The organism is Ferruginibacter yonginensis, assembly GCF_042651465.1.
Lineage (GTDB): Bacteria > Bacteroidota > Bacteroidia > Chitinophagales > Chitinophagaceae > Ferruginibacter > Ferruginibacter yonginensis.
Genome location: NZ_JBHSCZ010000001.1, coordinates 1,198,226 through 1,218,460, shown reverse-complemented (window position 1 = coordinate 1,218,460; position 20,235 = coordinate 1,198,226). Strand labels below are relative to the sequence as shown.

General features: G+C 34.6%; 24 protein-coding genes and 1 tRNA gene. 12 read left to right on the top strand and 13 right to left on the bottom strand.

Annotation, left to right across the window (positions count from 1 at the left end; genetic code table 11):
• Positions 1-69: 69 nt before the first annotated feature.
• Both accB and efp read right to left on the bottom strand, forming a co-directional pair.
• On the bottom strand, positions 70-558 hold the full coding sequence (gene accB / locus ACFOWM_RS05315) for an acetyl-CoA carboxylase biotin carboxyl carrier protein (protein WP_379707642.1): 489 nt from the start codon (positions 556-558) through the stop codon (positions 70-72).
• 261 nt (positions 559-819) lie between these two features.
• Positions 820-1,386 carry an elongation factor P gene (gene efp / locus ACFOWM_RS05310; RefSeq protein WP_379707641.1) on the bottom strand — a complete coding sequence of 189 codons (567 nt, stop codon included), beginning with the start codon at positions 1,384-1,386 and terminating at the stop codon, positions 820-822.
• 203 nt (positions 1,387-1,589) lie between these two features.
• On the opposite strand from efp, the gene ACFOWM_RS05305 reads away from it, so the two are divergent.
• From ACFOWM_RS05305 to mdh, 3 genes are all read left to right on the top strand, one after another.
• Positions 1,590-2,135 carry a hypothetical protein gene (locus ACFOWM_RS05305; protein WP_379707640.1) on the top strand — a complete coding sequence of 182 codons (546 nt, stop codon included), beginning with the start codon at positions 1,590-1,592 and terminating at the stop codon, positions 2,133-2,135.
• 60 nt (positions 2,136-2,195) lie between these two features.
• Entirely contained in the window at positions 2,196-2,687 is a 492-nt protein-coding gene (locus tag ACFOWM_RS05300) for a TlpA family protein disulfide reductase (RefSeq protein WP_379707639.1), read from the top strand.
• A 277-nt stretch (positions 2,688-2,964) separates the two neighbouring features.
• On the top strand, positions 2,965-3,900 hold the full coding sequence (gene mdh / locus ACFOWM_RS05295; protein ID WP_379707638.1) for a malate dehydrogenase: 936 nt from the start codon (positions 2,965-2,967) through the stop codon (positions 3,898-3,900).
• A gap of 68 nt (positions 3,901-3,968) precedes the next feature.
• Here the strand turns inward: mdh and fabD are convergent, their stop codons facing one another.
• The 4 genes from fabD to ACFOWM_RS05275 form a co-directional block, all read right to left on the bottom strand.
• Positions 3,969-4,859 (bottom strand): ACP S-malonyltransferase, encoded by an 891-nt coding sequence (gene fabD / locus ACFOWM_RS05290; protein WP_379707637.1) that lies wholly within the window; start codon positions 4,857-4,859, stop codon positions 3,969-3,971.
• Between the two features lie 132 nt (positions 4,860-4,991).
• Positions 4,992-5,588: a GTP cyclohydrolase I FolE gene (folE, locus tag ACFOWM_RS05285; protein ID WP_379707636.1), complete on the bottom strand. Its 597-nt coding sequence runs from the start codon at positions 5,586-5,588 to the stop codon at positions 4,992-4,994.
• Between the two features lie 20 nt (positions 5,589-5,608).
• On the bottom strand, positions 5,609-6,025 hold the full coding sequence (locus tag ACFOWM_RS05280; protein ID WP_379707635.1) for a 6-pyruvoyl trahydropterin synthase family protein: 417 nt from the start codon (positions 6,023-6,025) through the stop codon (positions 5,609-5,611).
• A 79-nt stretch (positions 6,026-6,104) separates the two neighbouring features.
• Entirely contained in the window at positions 6,105-6,539 is a 435-nt protein-coding gene (locus tag ACFOWM_RS05275) for a 6-pyruvoyl trahydropterin synthase family protein (RefSeq protein WP_379707634.1), read from the bottom strand.
• A gap of 145 nt (positions 6,540-6,684) precedes the next feature.
• On the opposite strand from ACFOWM_RS05275, the gene mqnB reads away from it, so the two are divergent.
• Positions 6,685-7,317 (top strand): futalosine hydrolase, encoded by a 633-nt coding sequence (gene mqnB, locus ACFOWM_RS05270; RefSeq protein WP_379707633.1) that lies wholly within the window; start codon positions 6,685-6,687, stop codon positions 7,315-7,317.
• Positions 7,314-8,159, top strand: a complete 846-nt coding sequence (locus ACFOWM_RS05265) for a 1,4-dihydroxy-6-naphthoate synthase (protein WP_379707632.1) — start codon at positions 7,314-7,316, stop codon at positions 8,157-8,159. Before mqnB ends, ACFOWM_RS05265 begins: the two co-directional genes overlap by 4 nt.
• On the opposite strand, the gene ACFOWM_RS05260 is transcribed toward ACFOWM_RS05265, so the two are convergent.
• The 4 genes from ACFOWM_RS05260 to ACFOWM_RS05245 all read right to left on the bottom strand — a co-directional run bounded on the left by ACFOWM_RS05260 (position 8,156) and on the right by ACFOWM_RS05245 (position 11,794).
• The gene (locus tag ACFOWM_RS05260; protein WP_379707631.1) at positions 8,156-9,466 is read right to left on the bottom strand and encodes a cryptochrome/photolyase family protein; all 1,311 of its coding nucleotides are present in this window, start codon (positions 9,464-9,466) and stop codon (positions 8,156-8,158) included. The two genes, ACFOWM_RS05265 and ACFOWM_RS05260, sit on opposite strands and share 4 nt — an antisense overlap.
• Before the next feature lie 21 nt (positions 9,467-9,487).
• Positions 9,488-10,336 carry an aminodeoxychorismate lyase gene (gene pabC, locus ACFOWM_RS05255; protein WP_379707630.1) on the bottom strand — a complete coding sequence of 283 codons (849 nt, stop codon included), beginning with the start codon at positions 10,334-10,336 and terminating at the stop codon, positions 9,488-9,490.
• A 67-nt stretch (positions 10,337-10,403) separates the two neighbouring features.
• A complete protein-coding gene (locus tag ACFOWM_RS05250) occupies positions 10,404-11,078 on the bottom strand; it encodes a response regulator (protein ID WP_379707629.1) in 675 nt (224 codons plus the stop codon).
• 50 nt (positions 11,079-11,128) lie between these two features.
• On the bottom strand, positions 11,129-11,794 hold the full coding sequence (locus ACFOWM_RS05245; protein ID WP_379707628.1) for a response regulator: 666 nt from the start codon (positions 11,792-11,794) through the stop codon (positions 11,129-11,131).
• 896 nt (positions 11,795-12,690) lie between these two features.
• Between ACFOWM_RS05245 and ACFOWM_RS05240 the strand changes: the two genes are divergently transcribed.
• The 3 genes from ACFOWM_RS05240 to ACFOWM_RS05230 are packed head-to-tail and all read left to right on the top strand — an operon-like array spanning position 12,691 to position 14,524.
• Entirely contained in the window at positions 12,691-12,990 is a 300-nt protein-coding gene (locus ACFOWM_RS05240; RefSeq protein WP_379707627.1) for a hypothetical protein, read from the top strand.
• On the top strand, positions 12,991-13,821 hold the full coding sequence (locus ACFOWM_RS05235) for a sensor histidine kinase (RefSeq protein ID WP_379707626.1): 831 nt from the start codon (positions 12,991-12,993) through the stop codon (positions 13,819-13,821).
• A 49-nt stretch (positions 13,822-13,870) separates the two neighbouring features.
• Positions 13,871-14,524 (top strand): response regulator transcription factor, encoded by a 654-nt coding sequence (locus tag ACFOWM_RS05230; RefSeq protein WP_379707625.1) that lies wholly within the window; start codon positions 13,871-13,873, stop codon positions 14,522-14,524.
• Here ACFOWM_RS05230 and ACFOWM_RS05225 read toward each other — a convergent pair.
• Positions 14,521-15,156 carry a deoxynucleoside kinase gene (locus tag ACFOWM_RS05225; RefSeq protein WP_379707624.1) on the bottom strand — a complete coding sequence of 212 codons (636 nt, stop codon included), beginning with the start codon at positions 15,154-15,156 and terminating at the stop codon, positions 14,521-14,523. The two genes, ACFOWM_RS05230 and ACFOWM_RS05225, sit on opposite strands and share 4 nt — an antisense overlap.
• A gap of 53 nt (positions 15,157-15,209) precedes the next feature.
• Positions 15,210-16,268, bottom strand: a complete 1,059-nt coding sequence (gene trpS / locus ACFOWM_RS05220; protein ID WP_379707623.1) for a tryptophan--tRNA ligase — start codon at positions 16,266-16,268, stop codon at positions 15,210-15,212.
• 113 nt (positions 16,269-16,381) lie between these two features.
• Between trpS and gatC the strand changes: the two genes are divergently transcribed.
• Genes gatC through ACFOWM_RS05205 form a run of 3 tightly spaced genes read left to right on the top strand, consistent with a single transcriptional unit; the run spans position 16,382 to position 17,976 of the window.
• Positions 16,382-16,672 carry an Asp-tRNA(Asn)/Glu-tRNA(Gln) amidotransferase subunit GatC gene (gene gatC / locus ACFOWM_RS05215; protein ID WP_379707622.1) on the top strand — a complete coding sequence of 97 codons (291 nt, stop codon included), beginning with the start codon at positions 16,382-16,384 and terminating at the stop codon, positions 16,670-16,672.
• 15 nt (positions 16,673-16,687) lie between these two features.
• Complete coding sequence (locus ACFOWM_RS05210) at positions 16,688-17,404, top strand: ABC transporter ATP-binding protein (protein ID WP_379707621.1); 717 nt, start codon at positions 16,688-16,690, stop codon at positions 17,402-17,404.
• Between the two features lie 5 nt (positions 17,405-17,409).
• A complete protein-coding gene (locus ACFOWM_RS05205) occupies positions 17,410-17,976 on the top strand; it encodes a cob(I)yrinic acid a,c-diamide adenosyltransferase (RefSeq protein WP_379707620.1) in 567 nt (188 codons plus the stop codon).
• Positions 17,977-18,112: 136 nt separating this feature from the next.
• Here ACFOWM_RS05205 and ACFOWM_RS05200 read toward each other — a convergent pair whose 3' ends face one another.
• A complete protein-coding gene (locus ACFOWM_RS05200) occupies positions 18,113-19,222 on the bottom strand; it encodes a lactonase family protein (RefSeq protein WP_379707619.1) in 1,110 nt (369 codons plus the stop codon).
• Between the two features lie 836 nt (positions 19,223-20,058).
• On the opposite strand from ACFOWM_RS05200, the gene ACFOWM_RS05195 reads away from it, so the two are divergent.
• A tRNA-Met gene (locus ACFOWM_RS05195) sits at positions 20,059-20,132 on the top strand.
• The last annotated feature ends 103 nt before the right edge of the window (positions 20,133-20,235 follow it).

The window sequence follows — 20,235 nt, the reverse complement described above, 5'->3', positions numbered from 1 at the left end:
GGCTCATTTGTACCAACGGGTATATATCTATGTAAGATGTTGTAACGTTAGCAAACAAATGGCGGCACATTAAGCTGGTTCCACCAAAAACAACGGTTGGTCGTACTCTACAGGACTAGCATCATCTACTAATACTTTTACGATAGTACCTTTTACTTCACTTTCAATTTCATTGAACAACTTCATTGCTTCAATAATGCAAACTACTTTACCTGGAGCAACCTCATCACCCACGTTTACAAATAATGGTTTTTCTGGGCCAGCTTGGCGGTAAAAAGTACCAATCATTGGGCTTTTTATGGTAATAAGGTTATCTGCTTTTGGCGCTGCTGCTGGTGCCGCTTGTGCCGCTGCAGGTGCTGCTGCTGTTGGTGTAGGTACTGCTGGTGCAGCAGCTGGTGCACTGTAATTAGCTGGTGCAGCTTGTGTGTATATTTTTTGAGAAGGGTCTTTTTTTTGTTTGATGGTGATTTTTGTGCCATCCTCTTCAATGGTAATTTCGCCGATAGAAGTTTTGTTAATTAGTTTAACAAGCTCTTGAATTTGTTTAATGTCCATATTAGTTCATTATCTGGTTAATTTCAATATTGAAATGGGCGGCTAAGATAGCAAATGATTGCACAAATCAACAAATTTTTATTTTCATAAAATTCAATAAATGCTGCTTTTTTGCTATTAAAACGTTCAAAAATGTACATTTTTGGCTTAAAAATGAACAAAATATAGGTTTTTTTATTTTTGCTATTGCCGTAAAATTGTTTAAAAAAAATGGATAACTATTTTCATAATTATCCATTTTTTAAATGTGTATATAATGTATTAAGATTTTACTCTTTCAACATATTCGCCAGTTTTAGCATTAATTTTAATTAACTCTCCTTCGTTAACAAACAAAGGTACGTTTACGGTAGCACCCGTTTCAACCGTAGCTGGTTTTAAAGTTTTGGTTGCAGTATCACCTTTCATGCCTGGTTCGCTGTAAGTAACTAATAAAACAACTTTATCAGGTAACTCAACTGCCATTGGTAATTCAGTTTCGCCGTTAATAGATACCATAACCTCTTGACCATCTTTCAAAAATTGTGGTGCATCTACCATACTTTCAGCTACAGTTATTTGTTCAAAAGTTTCTTGATCCATAAAACTATAACCGGTATCATCTTTATAAAGATATTGATATGCCTTTTTTTCAACACGAACAGGGTAAATGGTTTCACCTGAGTTCCATGTTTGTTCAATTGTACGGGTGTTATCAACACCTTTTAATTTTGCCCACACTTTTGCTGCTGCACGAGCAGTTTTGTTTTGACCAAATTCAATAACAGTGTATAAGCTGCCATCAACTTTAATGATGAGGCCAGAGCGCATGTCTGCTGTAGTTGCCATTTTAATGTAATTTAATTGGCTGCAAAAGTAGCGTAAAATATTTTCAAAAGTTGATACCTGCTGTATTTTGTATTTTTTAGATATTATTTTGCGAATTGTTGTAACATCTTACTTTTAATAGCTCCTATAAAATGTAATTGATTTGTATACTTTCTTTTTAAAAAACAATTTGCAAACAATTAATTTCGTACAAAAGTATTTTAATGGAACAGCTAACATTAGGCATTGGTACTCGGTTACAGCATACATTGCACGGCCCGGGTGTAATTGTAGGCGTAAAATATGCCACTTACCTTATTTCATTTATTCATGTGGGAGTGAAAGAAATAGATAAAAATGATGATCAACTCGATGAAATTATACCTGAAAATGTAACCACAGCTATTGAAACTACTGCTGCTGTTGAACAATCGCTGCTTCAAATTTTACAAATGTGGAATGGTGTTGGTGAAATAGTGCCATTGGGCGATAAGTGGATAGGAGGCACATTATTACTACAAACTGCAGATAAAACACTTAAACCTAAGGAAGTGCCTATTGAAGATTTTTTTCATAAAATAGTGATGTTGAGAGATCGATTAAGGGTTTTGGAACAAAACGTTAACAGCCATAAAAAATTAACAGATGAAGATAAGGTGAACCTACAACAATACATTACCCGTTGCTATGGTTCGCTTACCACTTTTAATGTGCTATTTAAAAATAAAGATCAATGGTTTGTAGGTGAAAAAGGAAGTAAAGAGGCTTGATGTTTTTTAACGATCTATAAAAAACGAATCACCTAATTTGCAAAGTATAAAACAGCTAACATGACACGTATTTTATTTTTTATTGCAATTATTTGTAGTGCAAGCATTGTGAAAGCACAAACACCTGCCGAGCCAGCCTATAAACGCATTACAACCATACCACCGTTCAAATTAATGGTAGCACCTGATAGTACAGCATTTACAAAAGAGGCTTTACAAAAAAAGAAAGCTACTATTATTATGGTATTTAGCCCCGAGTGCGATCATTGTTTGCATGCAACTGAAGATATGTTGGCACATTTTGATGCATTTAAAAAAGTGCAGATTGTGATGAGTACACCCCTTGCCTATAGTTATGTACAAAAATTTTATAAAGATTATCAATTGGCGAAATACCCCAACATAACCGTTGGTGTTGATGTACCTTATTTTTTAGGAACTTTTTTTGAAGTACAAAGTTACCCAGCTATTTTTTTATACGATAAAAAAGGGCAATTTAAAGCTGCCTTCAATAGCGATGCAAAGTTTGAAGATATTGCTAAACAATTATAAACGAGCAACGTTACATAAAAAATGCAGTACATATAAGAAGGTACTGCATTTTTTATGATGAATAATGTTACAATGCCCAATGGCTGCCGGATAGTAGCGGCACCGCAGCCGCCAAAGCGGTGCAGGTATAGCGAATAGCCGGAGCAAATGTTCCCATTTTGCAGCTGTTGAAAGCCCCTATTTTCTAAGGTGAAACATTGGTTTATTGCAGTGCTGATATACCTTATTTAATTACCTTTGCAGCACAAAAACATCAAATAATTAAAACTTATACAAAATGAAAGTAACTGTAGTAGGCGCTGGTGCTGTAGGTGCAACTTGTGCTGACAATATTGCCCGTAAACAATTGTGTGATGAACTGGTGATTGTTGATATTAAAGAAGGTGTTGCCGAAGGTAAAGCAATGGATTTAATGCAAACGGCGCAGCTTGAAGGTTTTGATACCAACATTATTGGCAGTACCAATGATTACACTAAAACAGCTGGTAGTACGGTTGCCGTTATTACATCTGGCGTGCCTCGTAAACCAGGTATGACCCGTGAGGAATTGATTGGTATTAACGCAGGTATTGTAAAAACGGTTACTAAAAACATTTTACAATATTCGCCAGACTGTATCATTATTGTAATAAGTAACCCAATGGATACCATGACTTACTTAGCTTTGAAAGAAAGCGGTTTGCCTAAGCATCGTATAATTGGTATGGGTGGTATGTTAGATAGTGCTCGTTTCCGTTATTTCTTAAGTACTGCTATGCAATGTAGCCCTAACGACTTACAAGCCGTTGTGGTAGGTGGCCATGGCGATACCACTATGATTCCATTAACACGTTTGGCTACATACAGTGGTGTACCAGCTTCGCATTTTTTAGATGCTGATACATTGAAAAAAGTAGCTGCTGATACTATGGTAGGCGGTGCTACTTTAACAGGCTTGTTGGGTACTAGTGCATGGTATGCACCAGGTGCTGCAGGTGCAGCTTTGGTAGAAGCTATTGTACGTGATGAAAAGAAAATTATGCCTTGTTGCGTATACTTAGAAGGTGAATATGGCCAAAGCGATATTTGTATTGGCGTGCCAGTAATTATTGGTAAAAACGGTTGGGAAAAAATTATAGATTATAATTTGAATGAAGAAGAGCAAGCATTGTTTGTAAAAAGTGCAGATGCGGTAAGAAGTATGAACAGCGTGTTGAGTACGTTGAGCATTTAATATATTTCATTTCATAAATAAAAAAAGGGTCGGCTTTATGGCGACCCTTTTTTGTTTGTTACTGTGGACTAGCTTACCGAAGTAGCTACTACTTCTTTATTAATTTTTCCGATTAAACCTTGTAACACTTTGCCAGGGCCACACTCAGTAAATTCATTAGCACCATCAGCTATCATGGCTTGTACGCATTGTGTCCAACGTACAGGGCCTGTTAATTGTGCTATTAAATTTGCTTTTATTGCCTGAGGGTCAACCACCGGAGCAGCTACCACATTTTGGTAAACGGGGCAAATAGGAGCGTTAAAAGTGGTGTTATGAATGGCTGCTGCTAATTCTTCTTTAGCTGGCATCATTAACGGACTGTGAAATGCACCACCTACCGGAAGTACCAATGCTCTTTTGGCACCAGCTTCTTTCATTGCAATACATGCAGCATCAATACCAGCAATGCTGCCACTAATTACTAATTGTCCGGGGCAGTTGTAATTGGCTGCTACCACTACTTCGCCTGTACTTTCAGCCACTTGTTTACAAATAGCTTCCACTTTTTCATCATCTAAATTGAGCACTGCCGCCATAGTTGATGGGTTAGCTTCACAAGCTTTTTGCATAGCAGCTGCACGAATAGCTACTAACTGTAAAGCATTGGCAAATGATAAGGTTTGGTTAGCTACAAGTGCCGAAAATTCGCCGAGTGAGTGCCCTGCAACCATTGCTGGTTGTGCATTTTCAATATTTTTAAATGCAGCAACCGCATGTATAAACACCGCAGGTTGGGTAATATTGGTTTGCTTTAAATCTTCATCAGACCCAGTAAACATAATATCGCTGATACGAAAACCTAAAATATCATTCGCTTCTTCAAACAATGCTTTTGCTGCGGCATTGGTATCATATAAATTTTTTCCCATGCCACTAAATTGTGCACCTTGGCCAGGAAATACATATGCATGTTTCATGTATGATTTTAATTTTGGTGAGTAGTAAGGTTCAAAAATATAGGTAAAATTTGATTTTTGAAAGGTTGCTTAAACGAAAAAAGCGATACCTTAAAAATTGGTATCGCTTTTTTATATATTTAGTTGAATTTATTAATGCAATTTGGCCGTTACCAATTTCATAAATTCACTACGGGTTTGATGTTGTTCAAACTGTCCATAAAAGGCTGATGTAGTGGTAACAGAATTTTGTTTACCTACGCCTCTCATCATCATACATAAATGTGAAGCCTCTACAACAACTGCTACGCCCAATGGGTTTAATGAATCTTTAATAGCGTCTAAAATTTGGTGTGTTAAACGCTCTTGTACTTGTAAACGACGGGCATATACATCAACCACTCTAGCGATTTTACTTAACCCTGTTATATAGCCGTTAGGTATGTATGCTACGTGTGCCTTTCCGTAAAATGGTAACATGTGGTGTTCACACATACTGTACAATTCAATATCTTTTACAATCACCATTTCACTCACATCTTCATGAAACTTAGCAGAATCTAAAATGGCTTTGGCATCTTGCGTATAACCCTGGGTAATAAACTGCATTGCTTTTGCAATACGTTCAGGCGTTTTAATGAGGCCTTCTCTCTCAGCATCTTCTCCTAATAATGTGATATTGTCTTTATAATTTTTTATGAGAGCATCTGTAATGTTTTGATCGTAGCTCTCTACTTTTTTATATGCCATTGTGTATTTTTCTTTATTAATTATGCAACTGGGTATTCAACAAAGTTGCGTTCTGTTTCGTATAATCTGAGGTGTAAATCAAGTTCCGCATTAATTAATGGGCGTAAAATATTGTATATAACAATAACTATATTTTCTGCTGTTGGGTTAATGTTTGTAAACTCGGTACAGTCTTCATTAAGGTTTTTATGATCAAACTTGTCTATAACATTGTCCTTAATAATATCGCTTAATATTTTGGTATCCATCACATAACCTGTTTCAGCTTGCGGTACACCGGTAACCCTTACAATTAAATCGTAATTATGGCCATGATAGTGCGGATTGTTACATTTTCCAAAAATTTGGGTGTTTTTGGCATCGTCCCACAAAGGGTTATGCAATCTATGAGCAGCATTAAAATGCTCTTTTCTAAAAACGGCTACTTTATTGTTCAAATTTGGTGTTGTTGTTGTTTTAACTAACGTTCGTTAGTAAAATTAGTAAATATGATTTATATAGAAAATTTAAATTTGATTATTCACCAAAATATTCTACAAAAATGCGGTCTGTTTCGTACAGTTTTAGGGCATGTAAAGTAGCAGTGGCAGGCAAGTGTGGGGCTAATTGGTTCCAAATACCGATAATTAAATTTTCGATAGAACAAATTTTATCTTTCATAAAAGGAACATCAATATTGAGGTTTTTATGATCAACTACATCAATTACATGTTCTTTTATAATACTGCTTAATTTTTTGGCATCAAACACAAAACCAGTATCGGCATCAGGTTCACCTTTTAAGGTAACGTGTAAATTAAAATTATGCCCATGCCAGTTTTCATTGGCACATTTACCAAATACCGCTTCATTTTGCTCTTTACTCCAATTAGGGTTAAAGAGTTTATGTGCTGCGTTAAAATGTTCAATTCTAGTAATGTACACCATTGTTCCTTCAATATTAATTTGCAAAGTTAGCAGCTATTAACAACAATTTAAAAACAGATGCAACTAACTTTGCCTTTTGAATTTACAAAGTAGTGATGATAATATTGGTGATATTTTAATATGGTTTTCAATATTAAAAATTGTTTTTTGGTTATTAAAATTTCTGTAAATGAAAATATTGGTCGTAGCTGCAACAGCAATGGAAATTGCACCTTTTATAGCGCAACAAAATAATGTAGAAGTACTGATAACAGGTGTTGGGGCACCAGCTTGTATGTACAAGTTAACCCAACACTTGCTAACCCAGCAATACAATATGGTTATACAAGCTGGCATTGCTGGTACCTTTAAAAATAGTATAGCTTTAGGTGATACAGTACTTGTAAAAAACGATGTTTTTGCAGATTTGGGTATATATGAACGTGACCAATTTTTTACGCTTTTCGAAAAAGGCTTCATTGCAGCAGATGAACAGCCTTACAAAAATGGATGGTTGCATAATCACTATAATATTGATGTAAACTTGCCTTGGGTAAATGCCATTACGGTGAATACAGTATCTGACCAAATTACCCAAACCAATTTATTTTTAAAGAAGTTTGATGCTGATATTGAAACAATGGAAGGTGCCGCATTTCATTACGTTTGTTTGCAACAACAAATACCTTTTTTACAGTTGAGAAGTATTAGTAATTATGTGGGCGAACGAGTAAAAACGAATTGGAAAATAAAAGAATCTATTACTTCACTCAATCATCATCTGCAACAAATTATTACTCAATTACAAAGTACTCCATTATGAATGCACAAATAATACCTATTGGTTTTTCACCATGCCCCAATGATACTTTTATTTTTGATGCATTGGTAAACCAAAAAATTAATACAGGTAATTTACAATTTGAACCTGTGTTAGAAGATGTACAAACCCTTAACCAATGGGCTATTGAGGGAAAATTGATGGTGACTAAGTTGAGTTATGGAGTGTTGCCATTAGTGTTGCAACATTACAACTTATTAAATAGTGGGAGTGCATTAGGTAGCGGTGTTGGACCATTGTTGATATCAAAAAACGCCATGGATGAAGCTGCTATAAACAATGCTTTAATAGCCGTGCCTGGTGAAAATACAACGGCACATTTACTCTTTTCATTGGCATACCCTCATGCTACCAATAAAGTGTTTTTACGGTATGATGAAATTGAGCAGTTTGTTTTAGATGGTAAAGGGTTGGGGGTAATTATACATGAAAATAGGTTTACCTATGCAGCCAAAGGGTTATATAAAATAACTGATTTGGGCGATTATTGGGAAAAGGTTACGCAACAGCCTATACCATTAGGGGGTATCGTAATTAAGAAAACTGTAGCACCTGCACTACAACAAAAAATTGATTTTTTAATAAAGCAAAGTATTGAATATGCTTTTTCAAAATACCCTGCATTAAATGATTATATAAGGTTGCATGCACAAGAAATGAGTGAAGATGTAATGCGAAGCCATATTGATTTGTATGTGAATAAATACTCCATTAACCTCGGTACAGGAGGTGTAGCCGCCATAAAAAAGTTGATGGAAGTATACCATCAACTCAAACCAACAACTGCTTTATTAACAACAGATTTTATGGTACCGTTACCTTAGGTATTACCAAGAGCTGCCTTGTAGGTTGCTAAGCACCTATCCCTTGCAAACGTATGTTCAACAATAGGTGGTACATAATTAAAGCCTTCAAACTCTGGCACCCATTTGCGTATGTATTTTAAATCAGCATCAAACTTTTTAGTTTGTAAGTAAGGGTTAAAAATTCTAAAATATGGGGCAGCATCGCAACCGCTACCAGCAGCCCATTGCCAACCACCATTGTTTGCAGCAAAATCAAAATCGAGTAGTTTACTGGCAAAATAAGCTTCACCCAAACGCCAATCAATAAGTAGGTGTTTACATAAGAAAGAAGCTGTTATCATGCGTACCCTATTGTGCATAAAACCAGTGCTGTTTAATTCTCTCATACCAGCATCAACAATGGGGTATCCTGTTTGTCCGGCACACCATTTTTCAAAATCATTCATGTTATTGCTCCATTGAATTTTGTCGTATGCAGGTTTAAAAGCCTTTCCTTCGTTGATGTATGGGAAATGCCATGTAATCATATGATAAAAATCTCTCCAAATTAATTCGTTTAAAAAGGTTTCTGATAGCGATTGAGCATGTGCCGCTAACTGCCTAATACTGATGGTGCCAAAACGTAAATGAATGCCCAAATGAGAAGTACCTGCTACTGCCGGAAAATCACGTTGGATTTGATAATGTTTTATTAAAGTATCAGCCACTTCGGTGGGAGGGTAGTTGATGGTTGATTTTTCAAAACCCATGTCGTGTAGTGTAGGTACATCTATTGGGTTGATTTTTAAAAAGTTTGAAAAATATTTTTCGTTAGGGTAAGGTTTAAATTGATAACTGGTTAGGGTAGCTTTCCATTTTTTACTGTAAGGTGTAAATACAGTATATGGTTTGCCTTCATCTTTTACTACTTCATCTTTTTCAAAAATTACTTGATCTTTATAGGTATGAAAAGGTATGTTGTGTTGCTTTAGTAAATTATTGATAGCTGCATCTCTTTCAATGCCATACTTTTCATAATCGTGGTTGGTGTATACAGCATCAATTTGATAGGTATGTAATAGTTCGTTAAATGCCTTTTGTGGTGTAGTATACAACACATGTAAACTACTTTTTGTAGCTTTTAGTTGTTGTTGAATGTTAGTAATAGTATCATAAATAAACTGTACCCTAGCATCTTTCTTATCAGAAAGTTTATCTAAAATATTGGTATCAAAAATAAAAATGGGTAATACATTTTTATGATTTTTTAATGCATAATAAAGGGCTGCATTGTCGGTTAATCTTAAATCTCTTCTAAACCAACATATGGTTACTTGCTGCTTCATTTTCTAAAGATTATTTTTTATTTAGCAATATATGCCAGGATATTTATTTATGAGTGTAAGTACGATTGATTGTATGGTATTTGAACTATAATTTTTTTCATTTACACTTGCTACCCATCTAATATTATAAATAGAATTACATAAAAAAACTTCATCTGCATTCAATACATCTTCTATGGTTACACAAGTTTCTTCAATTTTATATGATAATGCTTTTAAGGTACTAATGAGCCATTTACGCATTACGCCTGCTACACAGCCTTGCTTGAGCGATGGGGTGTAAATGCAGTTGTTTTTTATGATGAAAATATTCGCAATAGTACTATCGCAAACAGCCTCGTTACAATTTACAATGAGGGCATCATTACAGTGATTTTTTTTAGCAAACATGGCACCCATAAAGTAAGGCAAATAATTATTTGTTTTTAAATTACTAAATGCATCTATTGACTTTTTAGCATCTTTAAATATGGTGAGTTGTAAGCCGTTCATGTTTAACACATCCCCACTTTCTGGTAGTGCAATGGCTTCAATGATGTATTGTGGTGTGTTATTTTTTGCATCGTATATGCCGCCTTCGCCTCTAAAAATGGTGAGTCTAACTCTTGCGTTTGTTAATTTATTTTTTTTAGCTAATTGAATTATTTGATCATTTAATGATTCTGGACGCAGTAATTTGGGGATTTCGAATTGTAGGGCTTGCATACCTTTCCATAAACGAGCAAAATGTTCATCAGCTAATATTAATTGATTGTTTTTTAATTTGATGGTTTCAAAAATACCGTCGCCATAGCGTAAACCACGGTTATTGGCTTTTATAATAGCTGTATCATCTTCAAATATTTTTCCATTGTAATTGATGTAAGGCATAGGTATAAAAATAAAAAATCTTCCGTGGAGGAAGATTTTTTATTTCAATATTAAATGATTAACACTTTTACATTTCTTCAATTATTTTATGCTTTACAGCATATAAAATAAGGCCAGCAGTGCTTTTAGCACCTGTCTTTACTTTTAACTTATCTCTTAAAGCTTCTACTGTACGTGGACTTAAATCAACAATATCAGCAATTTCTTTAGTACTTTTTTCTTCACACATTAAACGTAAAATGGTCGTTTCTTTTTCGTTGAGTTGAGCCTCAGGTGTAACCATTTGTTGTGGCATTTGCACATTACGTTGCTTTAAATTAGTAAGTAAAGCTTGGTTGGTGAGCGAATTAAAATAATACTCATCGTTATGGCAAGTAATAATCGCTTCGTAAATAACTTCACTATCACTTGTTTTTGATAAGTAAGAATTTGCGCCGATCTCCATTAGTTTGGTGATCATACTATGATCGTCCATCATAGTTAGCATGATCACTTTTGCTTGCGGACAAACTTTTCTTATTTCAGGTAAAGTTTGTATGCCATCCATAACAGGCATTTGAATGTCGAGCAAAATAACATCTGCACTCATTGTTTTTAGTACGTTAATGAGGTGCATACCATTATCAGCTTCAGCAATAATTTCAATATCTTTTTTTTGACTTAATGCGGTTTTCACACCAGCTCTGTACAATACATGATCATCTGCAATGATCACTTTTATAGGCTGTTTTTCTTGATTCATGTTATTATTTTGATGGTTATTTTGAAACACATACACTTGTTTCAATTTTATTATTCTATTATTTTATTTCTCATAGCATACATAATTAAACCGCCGATTGTTTTTGCATTCACTTTCGATTTCATATTTTGGCGAATGGTTTCTATTGTTCGAGGGCTCAAGAAAATAATTTTTGAAATTTCTTCTGTTGTTTTATCTTCTGCTAAAAGTTGTAAAATTTTGATTTCTTTTTCATTAAATGTAATGGGCAAACTGTCGGCATAATGTTGGCGCACATTCTTTTTTTGCATTAATTTCCCCATAACAGCCTTATTCACCAAATCATTAAAATAATAATCATCATTCATACAGGTGAGTATGGCTTCATAAATTTCTTCTGGATCGGTGGTTTTGGTTAAATAGGCATTGGCACCCATTTCCATCATTTTACTGATCATCTGCTGATCATCGTACATAGTTAAAACGATGATTTTTATTGATTCGTATTCTTTACGTAAAATTTGAATGGCATTTATGCCATCAATTTCTGGCATCCTAATATCCATGAGTAATACTTGCGGCATTTTGATAGATATTTTATGCATCATATCCTTACCGTCTTCAGCTTCCCAAAGTATTTTAAGATTTTCTTTATCAGATAGCGCCATTTTTATGCCGTCACGAAAAATTTTGTGATCGTCAGCTATGGCTATTTTGATTTGGTTAGCGTTCGCCATTTGTTTATCAAACAGATATTGTTAAAAGAATAGTAAATATATACGGTTTTAACGAATTTTTATTGGGCATATTTTTTTTATTACGAAACTATTACAAACACCCTGTTAATAACTTTTGTTGTAAAACTGAAAGTTACAGAAAATTATGGTAAAACACGAAGTAATATTACGTATATTTGAATAGTAAATTTACTGTTTTGAGTATGTGTTTTTACCTTTTTATTGGTTTTGTAAATTGTGAAAAATATACTCAAATGCTTATTGGTAAAGGCTTTTGTAGGTTTTGTTCAAATACGTATTTCTACACACCCTGTTGCGTAATAGTACGTAAAGTTGCAAGTTTACATCAGAATTTAAAATTCACTAAACCACAAAAAACTTAAAAAAATGTTAATCGCTTTATCAGAATTAGTATTTGATTTAATCTTTGGATAGAATTTTTTTGTAAATAGTGAATGTTTGGTTAAATTTGGGAAAACCTAAACTACCAAAACCTGAAAAATCTATTTTACATAATCTATTCATTAGAATTACTACCTTTAATATTTTGTATTTTTTTTTCAAAGAAAATAAACACAAAATACTTAAAGGCTTTTTTTATTTACACCCTCCTATTATTTATATCTGCTTCATTATTAATTACTATTCGTTATTACTCAATAGCAGGTTTAACGGCGTATGTACTTAATTCATACATTGTTCTTGAATATTTAATCCTCTCTTCATTTTTTTATTATTTATTACGTTCCACTATACTTAAAAGGTTAATTATATGCCTGGTGCCTGTTTTTACAATTTTTACTATTGTAAACATAATATTCTTTCAAAATAACTATCATTTTCTCTTAGAATTTATCATTTTTATTTTTCTACTTATATATTATTTCTACGAAAAAATGAAGATTGTTACGGATTATCCTTTGTACCAATCTATATCATTTTGGATATGTGTTGGATTATTTTTGTACTTCACTGGTAACTTTTTTTATATTTTGTTTGTGAACAATAATACCGATAAAGTATTTTTAACTCAAATGCGATTAATATTCTTTGTAGTAAATACTATCAAAGATTTAATTATTTCATTTGCATTATTAGCAACTGAGTACATTGATAAAGAAACCAACGAATTAAAAGTGCCCGATAATATATCTTTAGACGATAATATTTACCAAAATTACTCAACCAACGCTTAGATGAATATGTATTTATTGCAAGCGTCTGATTCGCTTATTGGAAACAAGCTCATGCTCATAGGTTCAGCTGCTATGCTAATTTTAGCAATAGTCATTATTATTTTTGTTACTATACACCAGCGTAAAGTTATTCGTTATCATAACGAAATGAAACGCTTGGAAGAAGAAAAACAAGAAATCTATTTAAAAGCAAGTATACGATTTCAAGAAGAAGAACGCCAACGTATTGCTGCTGATTTGCATGATGATGCTGGTCCGCTTTTAGCCACTGTAAGGTTGTATTTAAATGATAACCTAGTAAACCAAGATAAAGCACAACAAATACAAAGTATTTTTAGTGCAAAACAAATTATTGACGATGCTATACAGCTCATCAGAAATATAAGCCATAGCTTAATGCCTCCAACGCTAAAAAACTTTGGTTTAGAAAGTGCTACTAGCGATTTATTTCAAAAAATTAATGGTAGTGGTGTTATTAAAGCATCGGCTCGTTTTCATGATTATCGTGATCGCCTTAAGCCCGAAAGCGAAATGATGGTATTTAGGGTAGTTCAGGAACTGATCAATAATATATTAAAGCATAGCAACGCCGGCTTCATTCATCTTACCCAAAATGTGAGCAACAATAATGTGTACATAAGAATACACCATGATGGTAAAGGCTTGGTACAAGCTGAATATGAAAAACTAAACTACTTAGGCAATGGCTTGGGTTTAAAAAATATTGCTAGTAGAATGAAAGTGTTGGGTAGTAAAATTTTGTTTGAGTTAGATGCTAGTCAAACCTACTACAAAATCACTTTAGAGATTCCTAAAAATGCCATTGCATAATCTTCAAAAGATTTTCTTTTTTTTTAACACATTTGTTTATTTTGCATACATGTTGCCAGAAATAAAAATTGCAATTGCAGATGACCATAAAATATTTAGAAAGGGTGTTATACTTTCTATGCGGCAATATACCAATTTACGATTTGTAATGGAGGCTGAAAATGGGGATGATTTGCTCGAAAAAATCCCAGAATTTATGCCAGAGATTATTTTGTGCGATTTAAAAATGCCTTTACGTGATGGCATTGATGCAACCAAAGCCATTACAAAATTATACCCCAATATTAGAGTGATTATATTAACGATGTATGAAGATGATCGCTTTGTTGGCCATTTAATGGATTGTGGTGCTGCAGGTTATTTATTAAAAAATGCTGACCCAGCCGAAGTATACAAAGCCATTAATGATGTTAAAAAAACAGGCTTTTACCTAAGCCCTTTTGTGAATAGAATTTTAATAAAGAAGAATTACAGCAAACAAAAATTTAACCCTTCGTTAGCCAGCGAAGCTGTGCTCAGTGAAAGAGAAAAAGAAGTGTTGATGTTGGTATGTATGGAATATACTGCAACAGAAATTGCTGCTAAAATGTTTATTAGTGCCCGTACCGTTGAAGCAATAAAAGACAGGCTTATGGAGCGTTTTGGCGTTAAAAACTCAGTTGGATTGGTTTTTTACGCCATGAAAAATAGGCTGCTCGATTAAAATAAACCGAACAGCTGTGCATCAATACCTGAAATAATTTCACCGAAGTGGTTTTCATTTTCTGCAAACTTGTTTGTATCTGCATCAATAATTAATAGTTTACCTTCTTTATAATTATCTATCCAGCCATTGTAATAATCATTCAGCTTTTTTAAATAATCAAGTCTGATATTTTCTTCATATTCTCTTCCTCTTTTTTGTATTTGCGATACAAGTGTTGGTACAGATGCTTTAAGGTAAATCAATAAATCAGGCGGTTGTACCATACTTTTTAAGGTTTCAAAAAACTTGTAATAGTTTTCGAAATCACGTTTTCCCATAAGCCCCATATCATGCAGGTTAGGTGCAAAAATATTAGCATCTTCGTAAATGGTTCTATCTTGAATAACGGTTTCAGTACCTCTTTGAATTTCTAAAAGTTGATTGAGCCTGCTGTTTAAAAAGAAAATTTGGAGGTTGAAACTCCAACGAGGCATATCCTCATAAAAATCATTTAAGTAAGGGTTGTGGTCAACATCTTCAAATTGAGGAATCCATTTATAATGTTTGCTCAACATTTCAGTTAAAGTAGTTTTGCCTGCACCTATGTTACCTGCAATAGCAATATGTTTTGGTTTTTTATTTTTGGCCATTATCTAAAATACAATTTTTTTTAATGAGGTAAATATTTCATTACCGCAATGTTTTAATAATTCATTCCCATAGCTGTTCTAACCAAATTCATGGTTTTGTGAGCACTCTCATTTGCTTTATCAGCACCTAATTTCATCAATTTTTTAATGCCTGCTTCATCATCTAAAATATCTTTGGCTTTTTGCCTTATTGGTGTAATAAAAGCTACCATATCTTCTGCTAACTCTTTCTTTAAATCGCCGTATTTAATATTGGCTTCGTTATAATCGTTTTTGTATTTAGCAATTTTATCTGCACTGCAGACAAGCGCCATTAAACTAAAAATATTTTCAATATAATCAGGCATTACGGAGTTTTTTTCTGTGGGGCCACCATCAGTTTTAGCCTTCATAATTTTTTTTCTGATAGTATCATCATCATCTGCCAAATATAAAGTTGCAGCTTCGTTTTCGCTTTTACTCATTTTACCTGTACCATCTAAAGAAGGTACTTTTACCAATGCAGCATTGTAATTAAATGCTTGAGGTTCCGGAAACACAGGGCCATAGCGGTGATTAAACCTGTTCGCAAAATTTCGAGCCATTTCTAAATGTTGCTCTTGGTCTTTACCAACGGGCACATAACTAGCACGGTGAATAATAATATCTGCCGCTTGTAATACAGGGTAGGTGAGTAAACCTGCATTTACGTTATCGGGGTTTTGCCTTACTTTATCTTTAAAAGTTACAGTTTTTTCAAGCTCTCCCTTGTAAGCCAGCATGTTTAAATACAAATACAATTCAGCTGTTTCTCTTACATGGCTTTGGCAATAAAATGCAGCCTTTTCAGGGTCTAATCCGCAAGCAATATTTTCAGCGATAACCCTATATACATTTTGTTTAAGTGTAGCAGTATCAGGATGTGTGGTAAGTGAGTGTAAATCGGCCACCATAAAATAGCACTCAAACTCGTGCTGCATTTTTACGTAGTTGCGTATAGCTCCAAAATAATTACCAAGGTGCAAAAAACCGGTTGGTCTTATGCCACTCATAACTATTTTTTTATCATCATTTTTTATTAGTTCCGTCATGTTGTATTTATTGCGGCGAAGATAATAAAATCTAGTGCCCATTTTTGACCTTTGTGTATCATTAATTTAAAAAGTTCAGCATATTATCCATATTCATTGTTTTCCGTCTATATAAAATCAACCTTACACTACTTTTAAAACCATAAATTTGTACAATGGAAATTACCAATGAAATGGTGGCAAAATTGGCTCATTTATCAAAATTAAAATTTGATGAAGCCGCCGCTGAAAAAATTAAAGTTGATTTACAAAATATGGTAGGCTTCATTGAAAAAATGAACGAAGTAAATACCGATAATGTTACACCATTGTTGCACATGACGGATGCGGTTAACGTAATGCGTAACGATGTATTGCAAGGTAGCATTTCTAACGAAGCGGCATTGCACAATGCAGCACAATCAAAGGCGCCATATTTTGTAGTGCCTAAAGTAATAAAAAAGTAAACTTAACTAAAACCCATGCCAACAGATACACCCATACTGCAATTACAAGCTATTAGAAAAAGTTACTTTTTAGGAAAGCAAGAGTTGCCTGTGCTGAAAGGCATAACCATGGATATTTTTAAAAATGATTATGTAGCACTTATGGGGCCAAGTGGTAGCGGCAAATCAACCTTAATGAATATTTTGGGTTGTTTAGATTCGCCTACTGCTGGTAGGTATATTTTAAATGGAAAAGATGTAAGTCGCATGCCAGATGATGATTTGGCCAGTGTTCGTAATAAAGATATTGGGTTTGTATTTCAACAGTTTAATTTATTGCCTCGTTTAACCGCTGCAGAAAATGTGGCTTTGCCATTAATTTATAGTGGTGTTGATAAAAAAGTACGCATGGAAAGGGCAGAAGCAGTATTACGTAAAGTAAAGCTCGAAGATAGAATGCACCACAAACCAAATGAACTCAGTGGTGGTCAATGCCAACGTGTGGCTATTGCAAGGGCACTTATTAACGACCCTGCCATTATTTTAGCTGATGAACCAACAGGTAATTTAGACTCTAAAACATCACATGAAATCATGGATATTTTAGGACGTTTACATAATGATGGTAACACCATTGTATTGGTTACCCATGAAGAAGATATTGCAGGTTTTGCAAGAAGGGTTATTCGTTTGAAAGATGGCTTAATTGAAACCGATAAACTCAACGCAACTCCAACTTTGATCACACAATAATAAACATGGCATTTAAAATATATACCAAAACAGGCGATGCTGGTAAAACCAGTTTAATTGGCGGCACCAAAGTGCTTAAAAGCAATATTCGTATTGAGTGTTATGGAACGGTAGATGAACTAAATTCTTACATAGGGTTGTGCAATGATTTAATAACAGATGCACATTGTAACTCGGTTTTGAAAGAAGTACAAGATCGATTATTTACCATTGGTGCTTCATTGGCTTGCGATCCTGAAAAAGAGTCAGCATTGAAAATACCCGACCTTAACGAGTCTGATGTGCAATATTTAGAAAAAGATATTGATGCCATGATGGAGGTTTTACCCGAAATGAAATCATTTATTTTACCAGGTGGCCACCCAGCTGTTTCTACCTTGCATGTAGCCCGTTGTATATGCCGAAGAGCAGAGCGATTGTGTGTGCATTTGCAAGAAGTAAATGAATTTGTTGATCCGTTGGTTATTCAATACATGAATAGACTCAGTGATCATTTGTTTACAATGGCTCGTTATGTAGGTCATTTACTGCAAGCCCCAGAGGTTGCTTGGGTGCCTCGTATTAAAAAGTAACTTTTTTGGAGCATCAACATAAGTTGCAATAGCAACAGCGGTTTCCAGCTTTTCATTACAGCCGCTTTTGCGAACGGCTTTCATTACAATCTGGGCTAGGTGCATCATTTTTGCATGTATCAGCTTTGTAGGTGTTTTACTGTGTAATCCATTTTAAACAAACGGGGTTGCCAACTTCAATTAATTTACCGGTATTAATAATAAGTCCTGTTTGTTTATCAACCTTAAAAATATTGATAGCATCTGATTTTTGGTTAGCTACCAATAAAAAATTTCCTGATGGATCAAAATTAAAATTTCGTGGGGCTTCACCTAAGCAACTGCTGTTGTTTACAAATTGTAACCGACCCGTAGTGGCATCAATTTTAAAAATAGTGATGCTATTACTTTCGCCTCTATTACTACAATACAAAAATTTACCATCAGGCGAAATATGAATATCAGCACTACCCATATAACCAGTAAATCCTTGTGGTGCAGCACTAATATTTTGAATATTTGTTAATCTTCCATCGTTGTATTTATAGGCAGTTACTACGCCACTTAATTCTTGCATTAAGTATGCAAACTTATTGTTGGGTGCAATGATAATATGTCGTGGTCCTGCACCAGGTATAGCCGTAGCAAAAGGTTGTGGGGCAGGTGTAAGTGTACCATTTTTTTTATTAAAACGATAAATCATTACTTTATCAATACCTAAATCTGGTACCAATAAATATTTACCATCTTTTGAAAAATAGGTGCAATGTACATGTGGTTTATCTTGGCGTTGTGCATTTACACTACTCCCAAAATGTTGGGTAACAGTAGCTTTACCTAACATTCCATTTGCATCAACAGGCATAACAGAAATACTACCACCTGTATAATTGCCAGCCGTAACCCATTTACCAGTTTTATCAACCGCTACATAGCATGGGTGATCACTACCAGTAAGTTGTTTGCTTAGTAATTGTAAAGTGCCATTTGTTTTATTGAATTGATATGCGGCTACACTGCCTCCTACATTATTGTTATTACCTTCTTCGTAAACTGCATACACTTTTTTTTGATCATTACTTATGGATAGATACGATGGGTTGGGAGAAGCAATGCTGCTTACTTTTTTAAAATCAGCCGTTTTGCTATCAAATTCATACACATAAATACCTTCACTTTTACCAGAAGTATAGGTGCCTATTATCAAGAAATTTTTTTGTGCTGTAGCAGTGTAACTTATTAATAATAGAAAACAAATTAATTTCATGATTGGCAATTTTTGGCGTTTTGGATGTTTGTTGTAATGCAAATAATAAGTTGGTAAAAAAAATGAAAGTAATAAAAATCAATGGGTTGTAGATATTTTTGTAAAAAAATGAGGTAGTTCTAACTAAATATTGTAATTTTGCCGCTCAAAACTGCGAAATAATATTTGTATTGTTTTGAAATGAAGTCGGGGTAGCTCAGTTGGTTAGAGCATCGGATTCATATCCGCCGCGGCGGACGGCAGTACAAGTCTGCTAGAAATGAAAACTTGGAAAAAATGTCGGGGTAGCTCAGTTGGTTAGAGCAACGGGTTCATATCCGCAGCGGCGGACGGCAGTACAAGTCTGCTAGAAATGATAACTTGGAAAAAATGTCGGGGTAGCTCAGTTGGTTAGAGCAACGGGTTCATATCCGCAGCGGCGGACGGCAGTACAAGTATGCTAGAAATGAAAACTTGGAAAAAATGTCGGGGTAGCTCAGTTGGTTAGAGCATCGGATTCATATCTGCAGCGGCGGACGGCAGTACAAGTATGCTAGAAATGAAAACTTGGAAAAAATGTCGGGGTAGCTCAGTTGGTTAGAGCATCGGATTCATATCCGCAGCGGCGGACGGCAGTACAAGTCTGCTAGAAATGAAAACTTGGAAAAAATGTCGGGGTAGCTCAGTTGGTTAGAGCATCGGATTCATATCCGCCGCGGCGGACGGCAGTACAAGTCTGCTAGAAATGAAAACTTGGAAAAAATGTCGGGGTAGCTCAGTTGGTTAGAGCATCGGATTCATATCCGCCGCGGCGGACGGCAGTACAAGTCTGCTAGAAATGAAAACTTGGAAAAAATGTCGGGGTAGCTCAGTTGGTTAGAGCATCGGATTCATAACCCGAAGGTCGGCAGTTCAAGTCTGCTCCCCGATACAAAGCTCAAACTAAAAAGTTTGAGCTTTTTTATGCAAAAATAATTCGCACCATGTCATTTACAGTTTATGTTTTGTACTCAGTTGCATATAACAAACATTAC